This window comes from Kitasatospora sp. McL0602 (genome assembly GCF_052076145.1).
In the GTDB taxonomy this organism is placed as follows: domain Bacteria; phylum Actinomycetota; class Actinomycetes; order Streptomycetales; family Streptomycetaceae; genus Kitasatospora.
The window spans coordinates 1,179,952-1,194,231 of sequence record NZ_CP197246.1 but is presented as its reverse complement, the minus strand read 5'-3'; the positions used below and the strand labels follow the sequence as shown (position 1 = coordinate 1,194,231).

Annotated in this window: 13 protein-coding genes; 3 read left to right on the top strand and 10 right to left on the bottom strand. The window is 71.1% G+C overall.

Annotation, left to right across the window (positions count from 1 at the left end; translation table 11 throughout):
* Positions 1–241: 241 nt before the first annotated feature.
* Complete coding sequence (locus ACR68M_RS05615) at positions 242–1,093, bottom strand: glycoside hydrolase family 16 protein (protein WP_441249301.1); 852 nt, start codon at positions 1,091–1,093, stop codon at positions 242–244.
* A 136-nt stretch (positions 1,094–1,229) separates the two neighbouring features.
* On the opposite strand from ACR68M_RS05615, the gene ACR68M_RS05610 reads away from it, so the two are divergent.
* Both ACR68M_RS05610 and ACR68M_RS05605 read left to right on the top strand, forming a co-directional pair.
* On the top strand, positions 1,230–3,056 hold the full coding sequence (locus tag ACR68M_RS05610) for an NAD-binding protein (RefSeq protein ID WP_441249300.1): 1,827 nt from the start codon (positions 1,230–1,232) through the stop codon (positions 3,054–3,056).
* Between the two features lie 159 nt (positions 3,057–3,215).
* Positions 3,216–4,214, top strand: coding sequence for an aldo/keto reductase (locus tag ACR68M_RS05605; RefSeq protein ID WP_441249299.1), 999 nt, complete (start codon positions 3,216–3,218; stop codon positions 4,212–4,214).
* Between the two features lie 79 nt (positions 4,215–4,293).
* On the opposite strand, the gene ACR68M_RS05600 is transcribed toward ACR68M_RS05605, so the two are convergent.
* Complete coding sequence (locus ACR68M_RS05600) at positions 4,294–5,070, bottom strand: enoyl-CoA hydratase (RefSeq protein WP_441249298.1); 777 nt, start codon at positions 5,068–5,070, stop codon at positions 4,294–4,296.
* A gap of 91 nt (positions 5,071–5,161) precedes the next feature.
* Positions 5,162–6,196, bottom strand: a complete 1,035-nt coding sequence (locus ACR68M_RS05595) for an enoyl-CoA hydratase/isomerase family protein (protein WP_441249297.1) — start codon at positions 6,194–6,196, stop codon at positions 5,162–5,164.
* A gap of 119 nt (positions 6,197–6,315) precedes the next feature.
* Here ACR68M_RS05595 and ACR68M_RS05590 point away from each other — a divergent pair, with 119 nt between their 5' ends.
* On the top strand, positions 6,316–6,861 hold the full coding sequence (locus ACR68M_RS05590; protein ID WP_441249296.1) for a hypothetical protein: 546 nt from the start codon (positions 6,316–6,318) through the stop codon (positions 6,859–6,861).
* On the opposite strand, the gene ACR68M_RS05585 is transcribed toward ACR68M_RS05590, so the two are convergent.
* The 7 genes from ACR68M_RS05585 to ACR68M_RS05555 form a co-directional block, all read right to left on the bottom strand.
* On the bottom strand, positions 6,854–7,717 hold the full coding sequence (locus ACR68M_RS05585) for a carbohydrate ABC transporter permease (RefSeq protein ID WP_441249295.1): 864 nt from the start codon (positions 7,715–7,717) through the stop codon (positions 6,854–6,856). The two genes, ACR68M_RS05590 and ACR68M_RS05585, sit on opposite strands and share 8 nt — an antisense overlap.
* Positions 7,717–8,619 (bottom strand): carbohydrate ABC transporter permease, encoded by a 903-nt coding sequence (locus tag ACR68M_RS05580; RefSeq protein WP_441249294.1) that lies wholly within the window; start codon positions 8,617–8,619, stop codon positions 7,717–7,719. Before ACR68M_RS05580 ends, ACR68M_RS05585 begins: the two co-directional genes overlap by 1 nt.
* An 80-nt stretch (positions 8,620–8,699) precedes the next feature.
* Positions 8,700–9,989: an extracellular solute-binding protein gene (locus ACR68M_RS05575; protein WP_441249293.1), complete on the bottom strand. Its 1,290-nt coding sequence runs from the start codon at positions 9,987–9,989 to the stop codon at positions 8,700–8,702.
* A gap of 371 nt (positions 9,990–10,360) precedes the next feature.
* Entirely contained in the window at positions 10,361–10,966 is a 606-nt protein-coding gene (locus tag ACR68M_RS05570) for an SGNH/GDSL hydrolase family protein (protein ID WP_441249292.1), read from the bottom strand.
* Between the two features lie 70 nt (positions 10,967–11,036).
* Positions 11,037–12,248, bottom strand: coding sequence for a fumarylacetoacetase (fahA, locus tag ACR68M_RS05565; RefSeq protein WP_441249291.1), 1,212 nt, complete (start codon positions 12,246–12,248; stop codon positions 11,037–11,039).
* Positions 12,245–13,054 (bottom strand): hypothetical protein, encoded by an 810-nt coding sequence (locus ACR68M_RS05560; protein WP_441249290.1) that lies wholly within the window; start codon positions 13,052–13,054, stop codon positions 12,245–12,247. The genes fahA and ACR68M_RS05560 overlap by 4 nt, the downstream gene beginning before the upstream one ends.
* Positions 13,051–14,256, bottom strand: coding sequence for a homogentisate 1,2-dioxygenase (locus ACR68M_RS05555; RefSeq protein ID WP_441249289.1), 1,206 nt, complete (start codon positions 14,254–14,256; stop codon positions 13,051–13,053). The genes ACR68M_RS05560 and ACR68M_RS05555 overlap by 4 nt, the downstream gene beginning before the upstream one ends.
* Positions 14,257–14,280: the final 24 nt, after the last annotated feature.

Here is a 14,280-nt window from a genome sequence, read left to right as displayed (position 1 = left end):
CCGCACTGCAGCGCGCAGTACGGGCAGTGCGTGGCAGTGCGGTCGGTCGCCGGGGCCCGCCCGCCCGTAGCCGTGGTTGTGGCTCTGGCCGTGGCCCTGGTCTGTCCTGCCTGGCTCATCGTGTGCCCGCCCGTCGTCGTGCCCGCATCCGCACCGTGAAACTGCCGGTGCGGCGCGGTCGCGGCAACGACGGGCCGGGCACTTCGTCAGCTCGACGGCCGGTCGGTCGGGGCCGGCCCGGTCAGCCCAGGGCGGAGTTGCTGCGGTAGGCGCGGACGTAGTCGACCGCCATGACGGCGGGGAAGACCGTCGTGGCGTCCGGCGGGCCGGGGAAGTCGCCGCCCACGGCCAGGTCGAGGACGAGGTAGAACGGCTGGTCGAAGACCCAGCGCGAGCCCGCCTCGCTCTGCAGCACGGTGTGGTGCACCTGCCCGTCGACCAGGAAGTTCACCCGGTCTACGTGGCGCTCGGCGGCGTACACGTGGTAGTCGTCGCAGAACCGCCCGCCCCCGGGGAGGGAGTACGCGGTGACCCGGTCGAAGCCGCCGGGCCCGTGCAGCGCCGAGTGCACCGTGCCCGGCTCCGCGCCGGTGTTCTCCATGACGTCGATCTCGCCCGCGTTCGGCCAGCCGAGCAGGTCGGTGCGGGTGCCGAGGGCCCAGAAGGCCGGCCAGAGCCCCTCCCCGCAGGGGATCTTGATCCGGGCCTCGATCCGGCCCGTCCCCGCGCTGAAGTGCCCGGCGGTGTTCAGCCGCGCCGAGGTGTACCGACAGGGCCCGTACCAGCAGGGCAGCCCGGCGGCGTCGTCCGCGCGGGCGGTCAGCAGCAGGTGACCCGCGCCGTCCAGGCCGGCATTGGCGGTGCCGGTGGTGTAGTACTCCAGCTCGTTGTTGCCGTGCCCGAGCCCGTCCGTGTCGTGGTTCCAGCGCCACCGGTCGGGCGCGGTCCCGGCCGCGCCCGTGAACTCGTCCGACCAGACCAGCGTCCAGTAGGGGGCCGGGGCCGCCTGGGCGGGCGGAGTGTGCGCGAGCAGCGCCAGGGCGAGCCCCAGCGCACCGAGCGCGGCGGTGCACCGGCGGCGGATCGTCGGCATGGCGGCTCGCTCCCCTTGGTCGGACGTACACCGAGCTGTCTACCCCCGGCGGTGATCCTCCGTTCGCAGGTTGACGATCAATCAGTCGTCCGGCCGTCACCCGTACGACCGATCGGCTCAGTTACACTCCGACGGTATGACGCATGAAGGGTGGGGGGCCCTGCCGGTCGAACCGCTGCCGGTCGAATCGTTCAGCAACCATTACATCGTCTGCGGCGGCAACGCCCTGGCCCACCGGCTCGTCCGCGAGCTGGTCGAACAGTACGAAGTGCCCGTGGTCGTGGTGTTGCCCGAACTGACCCGTGACCACGCTCCGCAGATAGCGGTACTGCCCGGGGTCGCCGCCGTGCTGGAGTACGGCACCGTGACGGCGGCAGCCCTGAGCGCCGCCGGCATCGGGACGGCGCGCGGCATCGCACTGGTCGACGGCTCCGACCAGGACAACATCCACGCCGCCCTCGCGGCCCAGACCCGGAACCCGGGCATCCGGATCGTGCTCCGGATGTTCAACCACCGGCTCGGCGAGCACATCGGGCGGCTGCTGCCGAACTGCGCCGCGCTCTCCGGCTCCGCCACCGCCGCCCCGGCCTTCGCCAACGGCGCGCTCAGCCGACCCAACTCCGTCCGGGTGGGGGACCGTTACCTCTACGTCGCGTACGACGGCGAGATCCAGTCCAGCCAGATCTGCGTGGTCGCCGACCGGATCGACCAGCAGGACATCGGGCGGCTCCGGCTGCTGCCCGAAACCGCGGGCCGGGCCGCCGAGTTCATCGCGCTGGCCCGCCGCACCGCCTCCGACGGCCCGGTCGGCTTCGGTCAGGGCCCGGACGCACTACTGCTCGACACTCCCGGCGGTGTCGCCGCCCTGCAGGCCCTGAGAAACGAGCCACCGATCGCCATCGCCTGGCGGCATAGGGTCAGTTGGGCCCTCCAGGACACCCTGCGGTACTTCACCAGCGCCCGGCTGCGGCTGTTGCTGATCACCGCGCTGGTCGCCGTGCTCGCCTCGGCCGGGGTGATCTGGTACCTCGACGGCCGGTTCGGCTGGGCGGTCTACCTCACCCTGCTCGACATGGCCGGCGCCGCCCAGCCCGACGCACCGGGCGACCCGGGCGGCGGCGGGGTCTGGCAGCGCGTCGCCCAAGTTGTCATCACCTTCTGCGGCATCACCTTCGTGCCGGTCGCCACCGCGATCGTCGTCGACGCCCTGGCCACCGGCCGCCGTGGCCTGCCCAAGGCCCCCGGCGCGGGCACCCGGGACCACGTCGTGGTGGTCGGCCTCGGCAACGTCGGCACCCGTGTCGCCACCCTGATCCGCGAGGCCGGGGTGCCGGTCGTCTGCGTCGAACGCGACCCGCAGGCCCGGGGCGTCGCGGCCGTCCGGGCCCTCGGCCTCCCGGTGCTGGTCGGTGACGCACCGCTGGAGAGCCAGCTGTTACGGGCCCGGGTGCAGCACTGCCGCGCACTGGTCGCCCTCACCGCCGACGACGCGACCAACCTGGAGGCGGCGCTCGAAGCCCGCGCCCTCCGGTCCGAAGTCCGCATCGTGGTCCGGCTGTTCGACGACGACTTCGCCCAGCACGTGTACGCCACCCTCGGTAACGTCGTCTCCCGCTCGGTCTCCTACCTCTCCGCCCCCGCCTTCGCCGCCGCCCTGATGGGCCGTGAGGTGCTCGGCACCCTCTCGGTCTACCGACACGTCCTGATGATCGCCGAACTCGCCGCCGACGAGGGCTCCGGCCTGCTCGGCCGCAACCTCCACGACGTCGAGGACGGCGGCGGCGTCCGGGTGATAGCCGTCCGCCTGGCCCGCCGCCCCGACGACTACCAGTGGAACTACGCCGACCGCTCCCGCCCCCTCACCCTCGGCGACCACATCGTCGTCGCCGCCACCCGCAGCGGCCTCGCCCGCCTCAGCAGCCCCCCACCGGAGGAGCCGGAAGTGGAGGCGGCGGCGTCCTAGGCCGGCCGCGCCCAGCGGCCGGGCCGGTGGCGGAATACTGCAGAGATGTGTCATTGCGGACGGACCTCCGGCAGGCGAGAGTAGCGGGCACGGACGGTCCGGCCGAGACCTTCGTCCGCACCCTCAAGTCCCCCTGCCCCCCGAAGGAACGATGCCCTCATGGAACACCGCAGACTCGGCGTGAACGGCCCCGAGGTCTCCGCTCTCGGCCTCGGGTGCATGGGCATGTCGGGCGTCTATGGCCCCGAGACCGGCGACGCGGACGAGTCCGGCTATGTCGAGGTGATCCATCGCGCACTCGATCTCGGCTGCACCTTTCTCGACACTGCCGACATGTACGGCAGCGGCAGGAACGAGCGCCTGGTCGGCCGTGCCCTGGCGGGCGCGCGCCGTGACGGGGTGGTCCTGGCCACCAAGTTCGGCTTCCACACCGCCACCGACGGCGTCAGCACGATCCGCAACGACGCGGCCTACGTCCGCGAGGCTGTGGACGCCTCACTGACCCGCCTCGGGGTCGAGCACATCGACCTGTACTACATGCACCGCCGCAACCCCGAGGTGCCGGTCGAGGAGTCGGTCGGCGCCATGGCGGAGCTCGTGCAGGCCGGGAAGGTGAGGCACCTGGGGCTGTCCGAGGTCAGTGCCGCGACGCTGCGCGCGGCCCACGCCGTCCATCCGATCTCGGCGCTGCAGAGCGAGTACTCCCTGTTCACCCGTGGCATCGAGGCGGAGATCATCCCGGCGGCGCGCGAACTGGGTATTGCGATCGTCCCGTTCTCCCCGGTCGGCCGGGGGCTGCTCACCGGGACGATCACAACCTTGGACGGCATGTCCCCGGACGACTTCCGCCGCCAGAACCCGCGGTTCCAGGGCGACAACCTCGACGCGAACCTGAAGCTCGTCGCCGAACTGCGCGCGATCGCCGGGGAGAGCGGGCACAGCGCCGTCCAACTCGCCTTGGCCTGGCTGCTGGCCCAGGGCCCGGACATCGTCCCGATCCCCGGGACCAAGCGGATCACCTACCTGGAGGAGAACACGGCCGCCGCCGGGATCGAGCTGACGGCCGGGCAGATCGCCCGCATCGAGGCGGCCGTCCCCGAAAGCGCCGTCATCGGCGAACGGTATGCAGCATCCGGGCGGGCCCACCTCGAACGCTGAGGCGACATCAGCGGTCCGGCAAGCGGGAAGGGGGCGCGGGGCTTGCCCCGCACCCCCTGTGGTCAACGCCTGCGTGCCGTCAACGGTTCTGGAACTCCGGGGGGCGCTTCTCGGCGAAGGCGGCCATGCCCTCCTTCTGGTCCGCGGTGGCGAAGGCGGCGTGGAAGAGGCGGCGTTCGAAGCGGACGCCCTCGGCGAGGGTGGATTCGAAGGCGCGGTTGACCGACTCCTTCATCATCACGGCGGCGGGGGTGGACATGCCGGCGATGGTCTCGGCCACGGCGAGGGCCTCGGTCATCAGGTCGGCGGCGGGGACGATGCGGGAGACCAGGCCGGCGCGCTCGGCCTCCTCCGCGCCCATCATCCGGCCGGTCAGGCACAGCTCCATGGCCTTGGCCTTGCCGACCGCGCGGGTCAGCCGCTGGGAGCCGCCGATGCCGGGGATGACGCCGAGCTTGATCTCGGGCTGGCCGAACTTCGCCGTGTCGGCGGCGAGCAGCACGTCACAGAGCATCGCCAACTCGCAGCCCCCGCCCAGCGCGTAGCCCGAGACGGCGGCGATGACGGGCTTGCGCAGCTGGCCGAGGCGGTCCCAGGGGCCGAGCCAGTCGTCGAGGTAGACCTCGGGGAAGCTGTTGCCCTGCATCTCCTTGATGTCGGCCCCGGCGGCGAACGCCTTCTCCGAGCCGGTGATCACCATCGCGCCGATCTCCCGGTCGCGGTCGAACGCGGTGGCGGCGGCCACCACCTCGTTCATCACCTGCGTGTTCAGCGCGTTGAGCGCCTCCGGCCGGTTGAGCGTGATCAGCCCGACCCGCCCCTTGCGCTCGACCAGAATCGTCGCGTACTCAGCCATGAACCGTGCTCCATCCTTGCCGGACATCTGACGCCGCCTACGATCTACGACAGACGGCCCCTCGCGCCAGTCTCAGCAGCCGAGACGGTGGTCACCCGGCGGCGGAGAGCCGCAGCTCGCCGTCGCCCAGCGGGGCGAAGAAGCGTTCGACCGCCTCGGGTGTGACCTCGGCCAGGGTCGCGGGCGACCAGCGCGGGTTGCGGTCCTTGTCGATGACCTGGGCGCGGATGCCCTCGGGCAGGTCGGGGGTGGTGAGGGCCGTGACCGAGAGGCGGTACTCCTGGTCGAGGGTCTCGGCCAGGGTGGTGTGCGTACGGGCGCGCCGCAGCGCCGCGAGGGTGACCTTGAGCGCGGTGGGCGACTTGCCGAGGATCTGCTCGGCCGCCTCCTTGGCCTCGGGCAGGCCGTACGAGTGGAGCCGGTCGACGATCTCCTCGACGCTGTCGGCCGCGTAGCAGGCGTCGATCCAGTCCCGCTGACCGCTGAGGGTGGAGGCGGGAGCGGCGGCCGTCAGGCCGGGCAGCTCGGCGAGCGGGTCGGCCGCGCCGACGAGGGCGGGCAGGGCGGCGGAGGGTACGAAGTGGTCGGCGAAGCCGCAGTGCAGGGCGTCGGCGGCGTCCATGGTGGCGGCGGTGAGGGCGAGGTGGGTGCCGAGCTCGCCGGGGGCGTGGGCGAGCAGGTGGCTGCCGCCGACGTCGGGCATCAGGCCGATCCTGGTCTCGGGCATGCCGATGGCGGAGCGCTCGGTGACGACCCGGACGCTCCCGTGGGCGGAGAGCCCGACGCCGCCGCCCATCGTGACGCCGTCCATCACCGCCAGGTAGGGCTTGGGGTAGCGGGAGATCAGGTGGTTGAGCCGGTACTCGTCCCGGAAGAACGCGCGGGCGCCCGCCCCGCCCGCCTTGGCGTCGTCGTGCAGCGCTCGGATGTCGGCCCCGGCGCACAGCCCGCGCTCGCCCGCCCCCGTCAGCACGACGGCGGTGACGGCCTCGTCCACGGCCCAGGCGTCGAGCGCCTCCCTGACCGCCTGCACCATGCCGTGGGTGAGCGCGTTCATGGCCTTCGGCCGGTCCAGGACGATCCGCCCGATGGAGCCGTCGATGTGCAGCTGTACGTCGGTGGGCATCGGCCGTTCCCGTCCCTCAGAGGGCATATGCCCGTCGCGTGATCTCCCGGACACCGTACTCGGCCCGCTGCGAGGATCTGCACCCAGAGCCCGTCCACGAACGGAGTTGGGAGACACCTGTGTTCCGGAGCCCACCCGGCGCGCCCCGCCCGCACGTCCCGACGCCCGAGGAGTGGATCGCGAGCTTCGGCCGCCGGTTCGCGATGCTCGCCGAGCCGCCCGCCGAGTGGCGGCTGCTGGTCGGTACCTCCAGCCAGGACGACTTCGTCCGCGAGTTGCAGGTGCAGTACATCGCGGCGAACCGCCGGACGCACGCGATGGTGCTCACGGCCCAACCCCTCCCCGCGAACGCCCGGTACCCGGCGGAGACGACGCTGGCCGGCACGATGGTGAACTTCGCCGACAACGCGAGCCCCCGGCAGGGCCACTTCCGCTGGCAGGACTTCGAGGGGGAGACGACGCCGGCCTCGCTCCTGGTGGACGGGAGCGAGGTCGAGGGGTCGAGGTTCGCGTTCGGGGGCTTCTTCGGCACCATGGTGACGGTCGGCGAGGACGAGCAGATCGTCGTCTGCGGCCGGGAGGAGGCCGAGGACACGGCCCGCTCCCTGGTGCTCGGCACGACGTTGCGCGGCGAGGTCTGGCCGCGTCCCCTGTGGGCTACTTGACGGAGCCTGCGGTGAGGCCGGAGACGACCTGGCGTTCGATGAAGGCGAAGAGGATGACGACGGGGAGGATGGCGACGACTGATCCGGCGAAGAGGTAGTTCCACTGGACGGTGTAGTTGCCGATGAAGTTGTTGATGCCGACGGTGAGGGGTTGGCTGTCGGGGACGGTGGTGAGGCGCAGTCCCATGACGAATTCGTTCCAGGCGGAGATGAAGGTGAAGATCACGGCGGTGACGATGCCGGGCATGGCGAGGGGGATGGTGACGCGGCGTAGTGCGCCGAGTCGGCCGAGGCCGTCGATCTGGGCGGCTTCCTCGAGTTCGACGGGGATGGAGGAGATGTAGGCGGTGAGGATCCAGATTGCGAACGCGAGGTTGAAGGCGGCGTTGCAGATGATCAGGGTCCAGACGGAGTTGAGCATGTGGAACTGGTAGAACTCGCGGTAGAGGCCGACGAGGAGTGAGGTCGGCTGGAACATCTGGGTGACGAGGACGAGCAGCAGGAAGGCGCGGCGTCCGCGGAAGCGCATCCGGGCGGTGTAGTAGGCGGCGGGGAGGGCGACCAGTAGGACGAGGAGGGTGGAGCCGCCGGCGACCAGGAGGGTGACCTGGAGGTTGGTGCCGAGGGTGGAGTCGCGCCAGACGTTGATGAGGTTGGACCAGGCGAAGTGCTTGGGGAGGTAGGTGGCGTCGCGCAGTTCGTCGGCGGGGCGCAGCGCGGTGACGACCATCTCCAGGTAGGGGAGCAGGAAGAGCGCGGCGAGCAGCCAGGCGACCGCGGTGATGACCAGCGTGCGGGGGCTGAACGAACGGGTCCTGGGCGTCAGGGGCTTGGGCGTCAGGGGCTTGGTGGTCATCAGCTCTCCTCGTTCCAGCGGCTGACCTTCAGGAAGGCCAGGACCATGACGACGATCAACGCGAAGTTGACGACGGACATCGCGGCGGATTCGCCGATGTCGGTGTTCATCAGCTGGAACGCGAAGACCGTTGTGGTCGCGGTGGCGCTGTCCGGGCCGCCCTGGGTGGTGCCCCAGATGACGGGGAAGGAGTTGAAGACGTTGATCAGGTTGATGACCAGGCCGACCAGCAGGGCCGGGCGCAGTAGCGGCAGGGTGATCAGCCGGTAGGTCTGCCAGCCGGTGGTGCCGTCGACCTTCGCCGCCTCGTACACCTCGCCCGGGACGGTCTGGAGACCGGCCAGCAGCGTGTAGGTGGTGAAGGGGAGGGACACGAAGACGGCGATCAGGATCATCCAGGGCTTGGCGCCGGACGGGTCGCCGAGCCAGTCCCTGGGGGCGTCGATCAGGCCGAGGTCGGTCATCGCGGTGTTGAGGACACCGGCGGTGCGGTCGAGCATCCACTTGAAGCCGATGGAGGTCATCAGCACGGACGCCGCCCAGGGGGCGATCAGCGCCCAGCGGGTGAGCCGGCGGCCGGGGAACTGCTGGTTGAACAGCTGCGCCAGGGCCAGTGAGAGCACCATGGTGAGGGCCACCACGGCGACCGTCCAGACGACCGTCCAGCCGAGCACGCTGTAGAAGTCGGGTTCGCCGAAGAGCTTGGTGTACTTGTCGAACCCGGCCGAGCCACGGACGAAACCACTGGTGCTGATCCGCAGGAACGAGGTGTGCACCATCTCGTAGACGGGCCAGAGGACCACGAGCAGGATCAGGATCACGGCGGGGGCGATCCAGGGGAGCGGGCCGAGCCGGGCGAGGCCGGAGCGCCGGGGCCCTGGTGCGCCGGTTTTGAGCGACAAGGTCGTGCCTTTCCTTGGGGCTGCGGGAGGTGGGCGGCCGCACCGTCGGGGCCGCCCACCTCCCGCACTGAGAACAGGGACTACTTGTCGGCGGCCGCTGCCTCGGCCTTCTTCTGGAGGTCGCCGAGCACCTTGGCCGGGTCACCGGAGACGGCGGTGCCGCCGCTCTTCTTGATCTCGGCGGAGACGGCGTCCCAGCTGGTGTCGCCCAGCGGGTAGAAGGTGGCGGTGGGCAGCAGGGTGAAGAACGGCGCCAGGTCCTTGTGCTTGCCGTTGCTGTTCATCTCGGCGAGCGTGTCCTTGGTGACGGGCATCAGGTTGTAGAGCTCGTCGAACTTGAGCGTGTTCTCCTTGGAGTACGCGAAGTCGAGGAACTTCTTGATCTCGTCCTTGTGGCCGTTCTTGTTGAAGGCCATCATCCAGTCGGCCACGCCGAGGGTGTTCTTGAGCGGGCCGGTCTTGCCGGGGATGGCGGTGGCGGCGTAGTCGACCTTGCCGTCGGTGGCCTTCTTGATCAGCGAGGGGTGGCCGTTGAGCATGGCGGCCTTGCCGGCGGCGAAGTCCGCGAAGGCGGTCTTGCGGTCGGTGGTGGCCGGGTTCGCGTAGGTGAGGCCCGGGTCGACGAGGTTGGCCTTCAGCCAGCTGAAGGTGTCGATGTCGGCCTGGCTGTTGAGCGTGTACTTGCCGGAGGCGTCGGTGTAGCCGCCGCCGTTGCCGAGCTCCCACATCATCGACTCGCCCTGGGCCTCCTCGGGGCCGAGCGGCAGCGCGTACGGCGTCACACCGGGGACCTTGGCCTTGATCAGCGCGGCGTCGGCCTTGACGTCGTCCCAGGTCTTCGGCGCGTCGGTGATGCCGGCCTGCGCGAAGATCGCCTTGTTGTAGAAGAAGGCACGGGCGGAGGAGACGAACGGGATGCCGTACTGGGTGCCGCTGACCTGGCCGGCCTTGGCGAAGGTGTCGATGAAGTTGGCCTGGGTGGCGGGGGACAGCACGTCGCTCGCGGGGTAGAGCAGCTTGTCGGTGACCTTGTCCGCGTAGCCGCCGGTCTGCAGGATGTCCGGCACGTTGCCGCTCTGGATCATCGTCTTGACCTGCTTGTCGATGTCGTTCCAGTTCACGACCTGCAGATCGACCTTGATGTTCGGGTTGGCGGTCTGGAAGCCCTTGACCACGTCGCCCCAGTACGCCTGCGAGGAGTTGGCCGCCGTGTCGCCGTAGTCGGCCGCGACGAGCTTGAGCGTGACGGGGCCGCCCTTGGAGCCCGCGTCGTCCTTGCTGCTGCCACTGCCGCCGCTGCTGCCGCAGGCGGTGAGGGCGAGCATGCCGACGGCACAGACTGCGGAGAGGTTGAGGAGCTTCTTGTTCATCGTGTACCGCCCTTGACGTGGCCGAGCTGCCTGCGACAGCGCTCCGGCGTGGAGGTGGGGGAGGCCGCGGCACTGCCATCGGCCTGGTGCTCAAAGGTGCGTGACGGTTCGTGAGTTGGGCCGGGCGAGTGTGTGCCCCGGGGACGGACCCAGAGTGCACCTCACGCGAACAGAGGTCTACACCAGTTATTGAAGTGCGGGGGTTCGTTGCACCCCGTGCAACCCCAAAACGGTCAAGGCGCCCATAATGTCGCTTGGTACGTACCAACTCGGCCAACTCCGTCAGATCCGGCCGCACCCCGGACATGCCACCGCCCCCGCTCCCGGAACGGGGGCGAGGGCGGTCTGCGGATGAACGCCGGGCGCGGCGGTCAGAGGTCGGTCATGGCGCCGAGGCCGAGGGTGCGCAGCGTGTGGTCGGCCATCCGGCGGTGGCCGACGGCGTTGGGGTGGGCGGGGTCGTCGAGCCAGGAGAGCGGATCGGCGGCGCCGAAGTGGGCCAGCCAGTGGGCCTCGTGGTCGACCAGGACGGCGCCGGTGTCGGCGGCGATCTCGCGGACGGCCTGGCAGTAGGCGGGCAGTTCGGGGCGGGCCTCGCGGCCGCTCCAACTGGTCAGTACAGGCGTGTGCAGCACGATCCGGGCGTCGGGCGTCCTGGCGATGATGGCGCGCATCGACTCGTGGAACTCGTCGAGCCCGGCCAGCCCCGCGCGGGCGTCGTTGGTGCCCAGCGAGATGGACAGGACGTCGGGGGAGAACCGGCCGATCAGGTGGTCGTACGAGCCGAGCACGTCGACCGCACGCCAGGCCGACACCCCGGAGTTGACCACCAGGTCGGTCAGCCGGTCGAGCTGCCAGCGGACGCGCTCGTGCACGTGCTCCACCCACCCACGGGCGCCGTAGGTGTGCAGCACCGCCTGGGTGATGCTGTCTCCGGTCATCACCCAGGTCATCGGCTCGCTGGACAGCTCGATCACGTCGTCATCCCCCTGCAGGTGGTCGTACGGTTCCGCAACCGGACGATCATAAGCTGCGGCCGTTCGCAGCTCACGGGACGATGCGGCCCGTCACCTCGCCGAAGCCGACGACCGTGCCGTTCGGGCCCGGGGCGGTGGCGGTGATCGTGACGGTGTCCTCGTTCTCCAGGAAGGTGCGGGTGGTGCCGTCGGGGAGCTCGACGGGGTTCTCACCGTTCCAGGTGAGCTCGATCAGGGCGCCTCGGGTCTCGACCTCGGCGCCGCTGACGGTGCCGGAGGCGTAGAGGTCGCCGGGGCGCAGGTTCGCGCCGTTGACCGTCATGTGGGCCAGCTGCTGGGCGGCGGTCCAGTACATGGCGGCGAACGGCGGCCGGGAGATGACGTGGCCGTTGAGGCTGACCTCGAGGGAGATGTCGAGGCCCCAGGCCTCGGCCTCGCGGTCGTCCAGGTAGGGGAGCGGCTCGACGTCGCGGGCCGGCGGTGCGACCCGGGCGGCCTCCAGGGCGTCCAGCGGGACGACCCAGGGGGAGACCGAGGTGGCGAACGACTTGCCGAGGAAGGGGCCGAGCGGGACGTACTCCCAGGCCTGGATGTCGCGCGCGGACCAGTCGTTGAGCAGCAGGACGCCGAAGACGTGCTCGCGGAAGGCCTCCAGCGGCACCGAGCTGCCGAGCGCGGTGCCGGCGCCCACCACGAAGCCGACCTCGGCCTCGATGTCGAGGCGGCGGGACGGGCCGAAGGAGGGTGCCGGGTCGGTGGGGGCCTTGCGCTGGCCGTGCGGGCGGATCACCGGGGTGCCGGAGACCACGACCGTGCCGGCCCGGCCGTGGTAGCCGATCGGCAGGTGCTTCCAGTTGGGCGTCAGCGGCTCGGAGCCGGGGCGGAAGATCTTGCCCAGGTTGGTCGCGTGGTGCTCGGAGGCGTAGAAGTCGACGTAGTCGGCGACCTCGAACGGCAGGTGCAGCTCGACCGAGCCGCGCTCCAGCAGGCAGGGGCTGACGGCGGCGCGGTGGCTCTCGTCGGTCAGCCACTCGGTGAGCGAGGCGCGCACCGAGCTCCAGACCGGGCGCCCGGCCGCCAGCAGCGGGTTGAGGGTGTCGGCGTCGAGCAGGGTGGAGGGCGCCCCGACGGCCCGCGCGGCAGCCCCCGCGTCCAGCACGAAGTCGCCGACCGCAACGCCGATCCGGCGGCGGCCCGGCTGGTCGGGCGCGGTGAAGACGCCGTACGGCAGGTTGTGCAGGCCGTACGGCGAATCCTGCGCGGAGGCGAGCCAGCTGGTCAATGGTTCTCCAGGTGCGGAAGCAGGCCGAGTTCGGCCAGGTCGGCGAGCGGTTCGGCGATGCTACAGGTGCCGAAGGCGGTGAACGAAGCGCGGGCGGCAGTGATCTGAGCATCCGTCAGATCCAGTGCGGCGGCGGCGAGTACCTTGCCCGAGCGCTCGGCGAGCAGCTCGGCGGCCGACGACGGATCGGCGGCGGCGAGCAGCACGTTGAGGAAGCCGTGGTGCTCGAAACCGGTCTGCCCGTCGGTGTGCCGGACGGCGTTGTGCAGCCCGGCCGTGCACTTGTACGGCAGCCCGCGCTCGGCGCAGCCAGTCACGAAGGCGGCCAGCTCGGCGACGGTCGGGAAGGCGTCCGCGGTCAGGCCGCCGGTGCGGTACTTGGCCCGGTAGGGCGTGCCGGCGAGCACGTCCAGGGCGGCCGACAGGCCGTCGCCGCGCGGGAGTTCGACCGATCCGGGGACGCCCGGCGGCAGCTGGGCGTCGAGCGCGGCGACGGCCGCCCGGACGTCCGGGAGGGCCGCGATCTCGACCCCGGCCAGCTCCAGGCCGTGCCCGAGTGCCGGGGCGAGCTGGTCGCTGCCCCCCGGCAGGACCAGCGCGACCCGCAGCCCGGGGGCGGCGAGCTGCGCGAGCTCGCCGAGGCGGCCCGCCCCGCAGAGGAACGGGCCGACGAACTCCGCGTACCGGGAGGCCCGGTGGGCCAGGTGCGCGGGCACGGCCTGCGGCAGCGGCAGGTCTCCCGGCGGGAAGACCGCCGCGTCGTCGAACAGGCCCCGGAAGAGCCCGAGGGGCAGGGCGGTGCTCACCGCTGCGGCCCCCGCCCCGACCAGGTCCAGGCGTAGCCCGGGTCCTCGCTCGAAGTGGCGCCCTCGCCGAGCTCCAGCGGCTTGAAGGTGTCCACCATGACGGCGAGTTCGTCGAAGAACTCCGCACCGATCGACCGCTCGTACGCCCCCGGCTGCGGGCCGTGGGTGTGCCCGCCCGGGTGCAGCGAGATCGAGCCCTGGGCGATGCCCGAACCCCGGCGCGCCTCGTAGTTGCCGCCGCAGTAGAACATCACCTCGTCGCTGTCCACGTTGGAGTGGTAGTACGGCACCGGGATGGACAGCGGGTGGTAGTCCACCTTGCGCGGCACGAAGTTGCAGATCACGAAGTTGTTGCCCTCGAAGACCTGGTGGGCCGGCGGCGGCTGGTGGATCCGGCCGGTGATCGGCTCGTAGTCGCTGATGTTGAGCACGTACGGGTAGAGGCAGCCGTCCCAGCCGACCACGTCGAACGGGTGGTGCGGCACGGTGTACCGGGTGCCGACCACACCGCCGGGGCCGGAGCCCCGGTGCTTGACGAGGATGTCCACGTCCTCGCCCTCGACCAGCAGCGGGCCGACCGGGCCGCGCAGGTCCCGCTCGCAGTACGGCGCGTGCTCCAGGAGCTGGCCGTACTTGGAGAGGAAGCGGCGGGCCGGGGTGATGTGGCTGTTGGCCTCGATGCAGTACGCGCGCAGCGGGGCGTCGCCCCCCGGCACCCAGCGGTGGGTGGTGGCCCGGGGGATGACCACGTAGTCGCCCTGGCCGACCTCCAGCGAGCCGAAGACCGTCTCCAGCACAGCCTCGCCCGACTCGACGTAGACGCACTCGTCACCGAGCCCGTTGCGGTAGAGCTCGCTCGGGGCGCCCGCCGCGACGTAGCTGATCCGCACGTCCCCGTTGCCGAGCAGCAGCCGGCGGCCGGTGACGGCGTCGGTGCTCTTCCACAGCTCGGCCGGGAAGAGCTCGTGCAGCTTGAGGTGCCGGGGCAGCAGCGGCAGGTTCGGCGTGGTCGCCTGCTCCGGCAGCTCCCAGACCCGGGCGTCCACGACCGAGGACGGGATGCCACGGTGGTAGAGCAGCGAGGAGTCCGAGAAGAACCCCTCCTCGCCCATCAGCTCCTCGTAGTACAGCCCACCCTCGGGAGTGCGGTGCTGCGTGTGCCGCTTGGGCGGGATGCTGCCCAGCTGGCGGTAGTGCGCCATGGTCGACCTCTCCTCGGTCTGGCT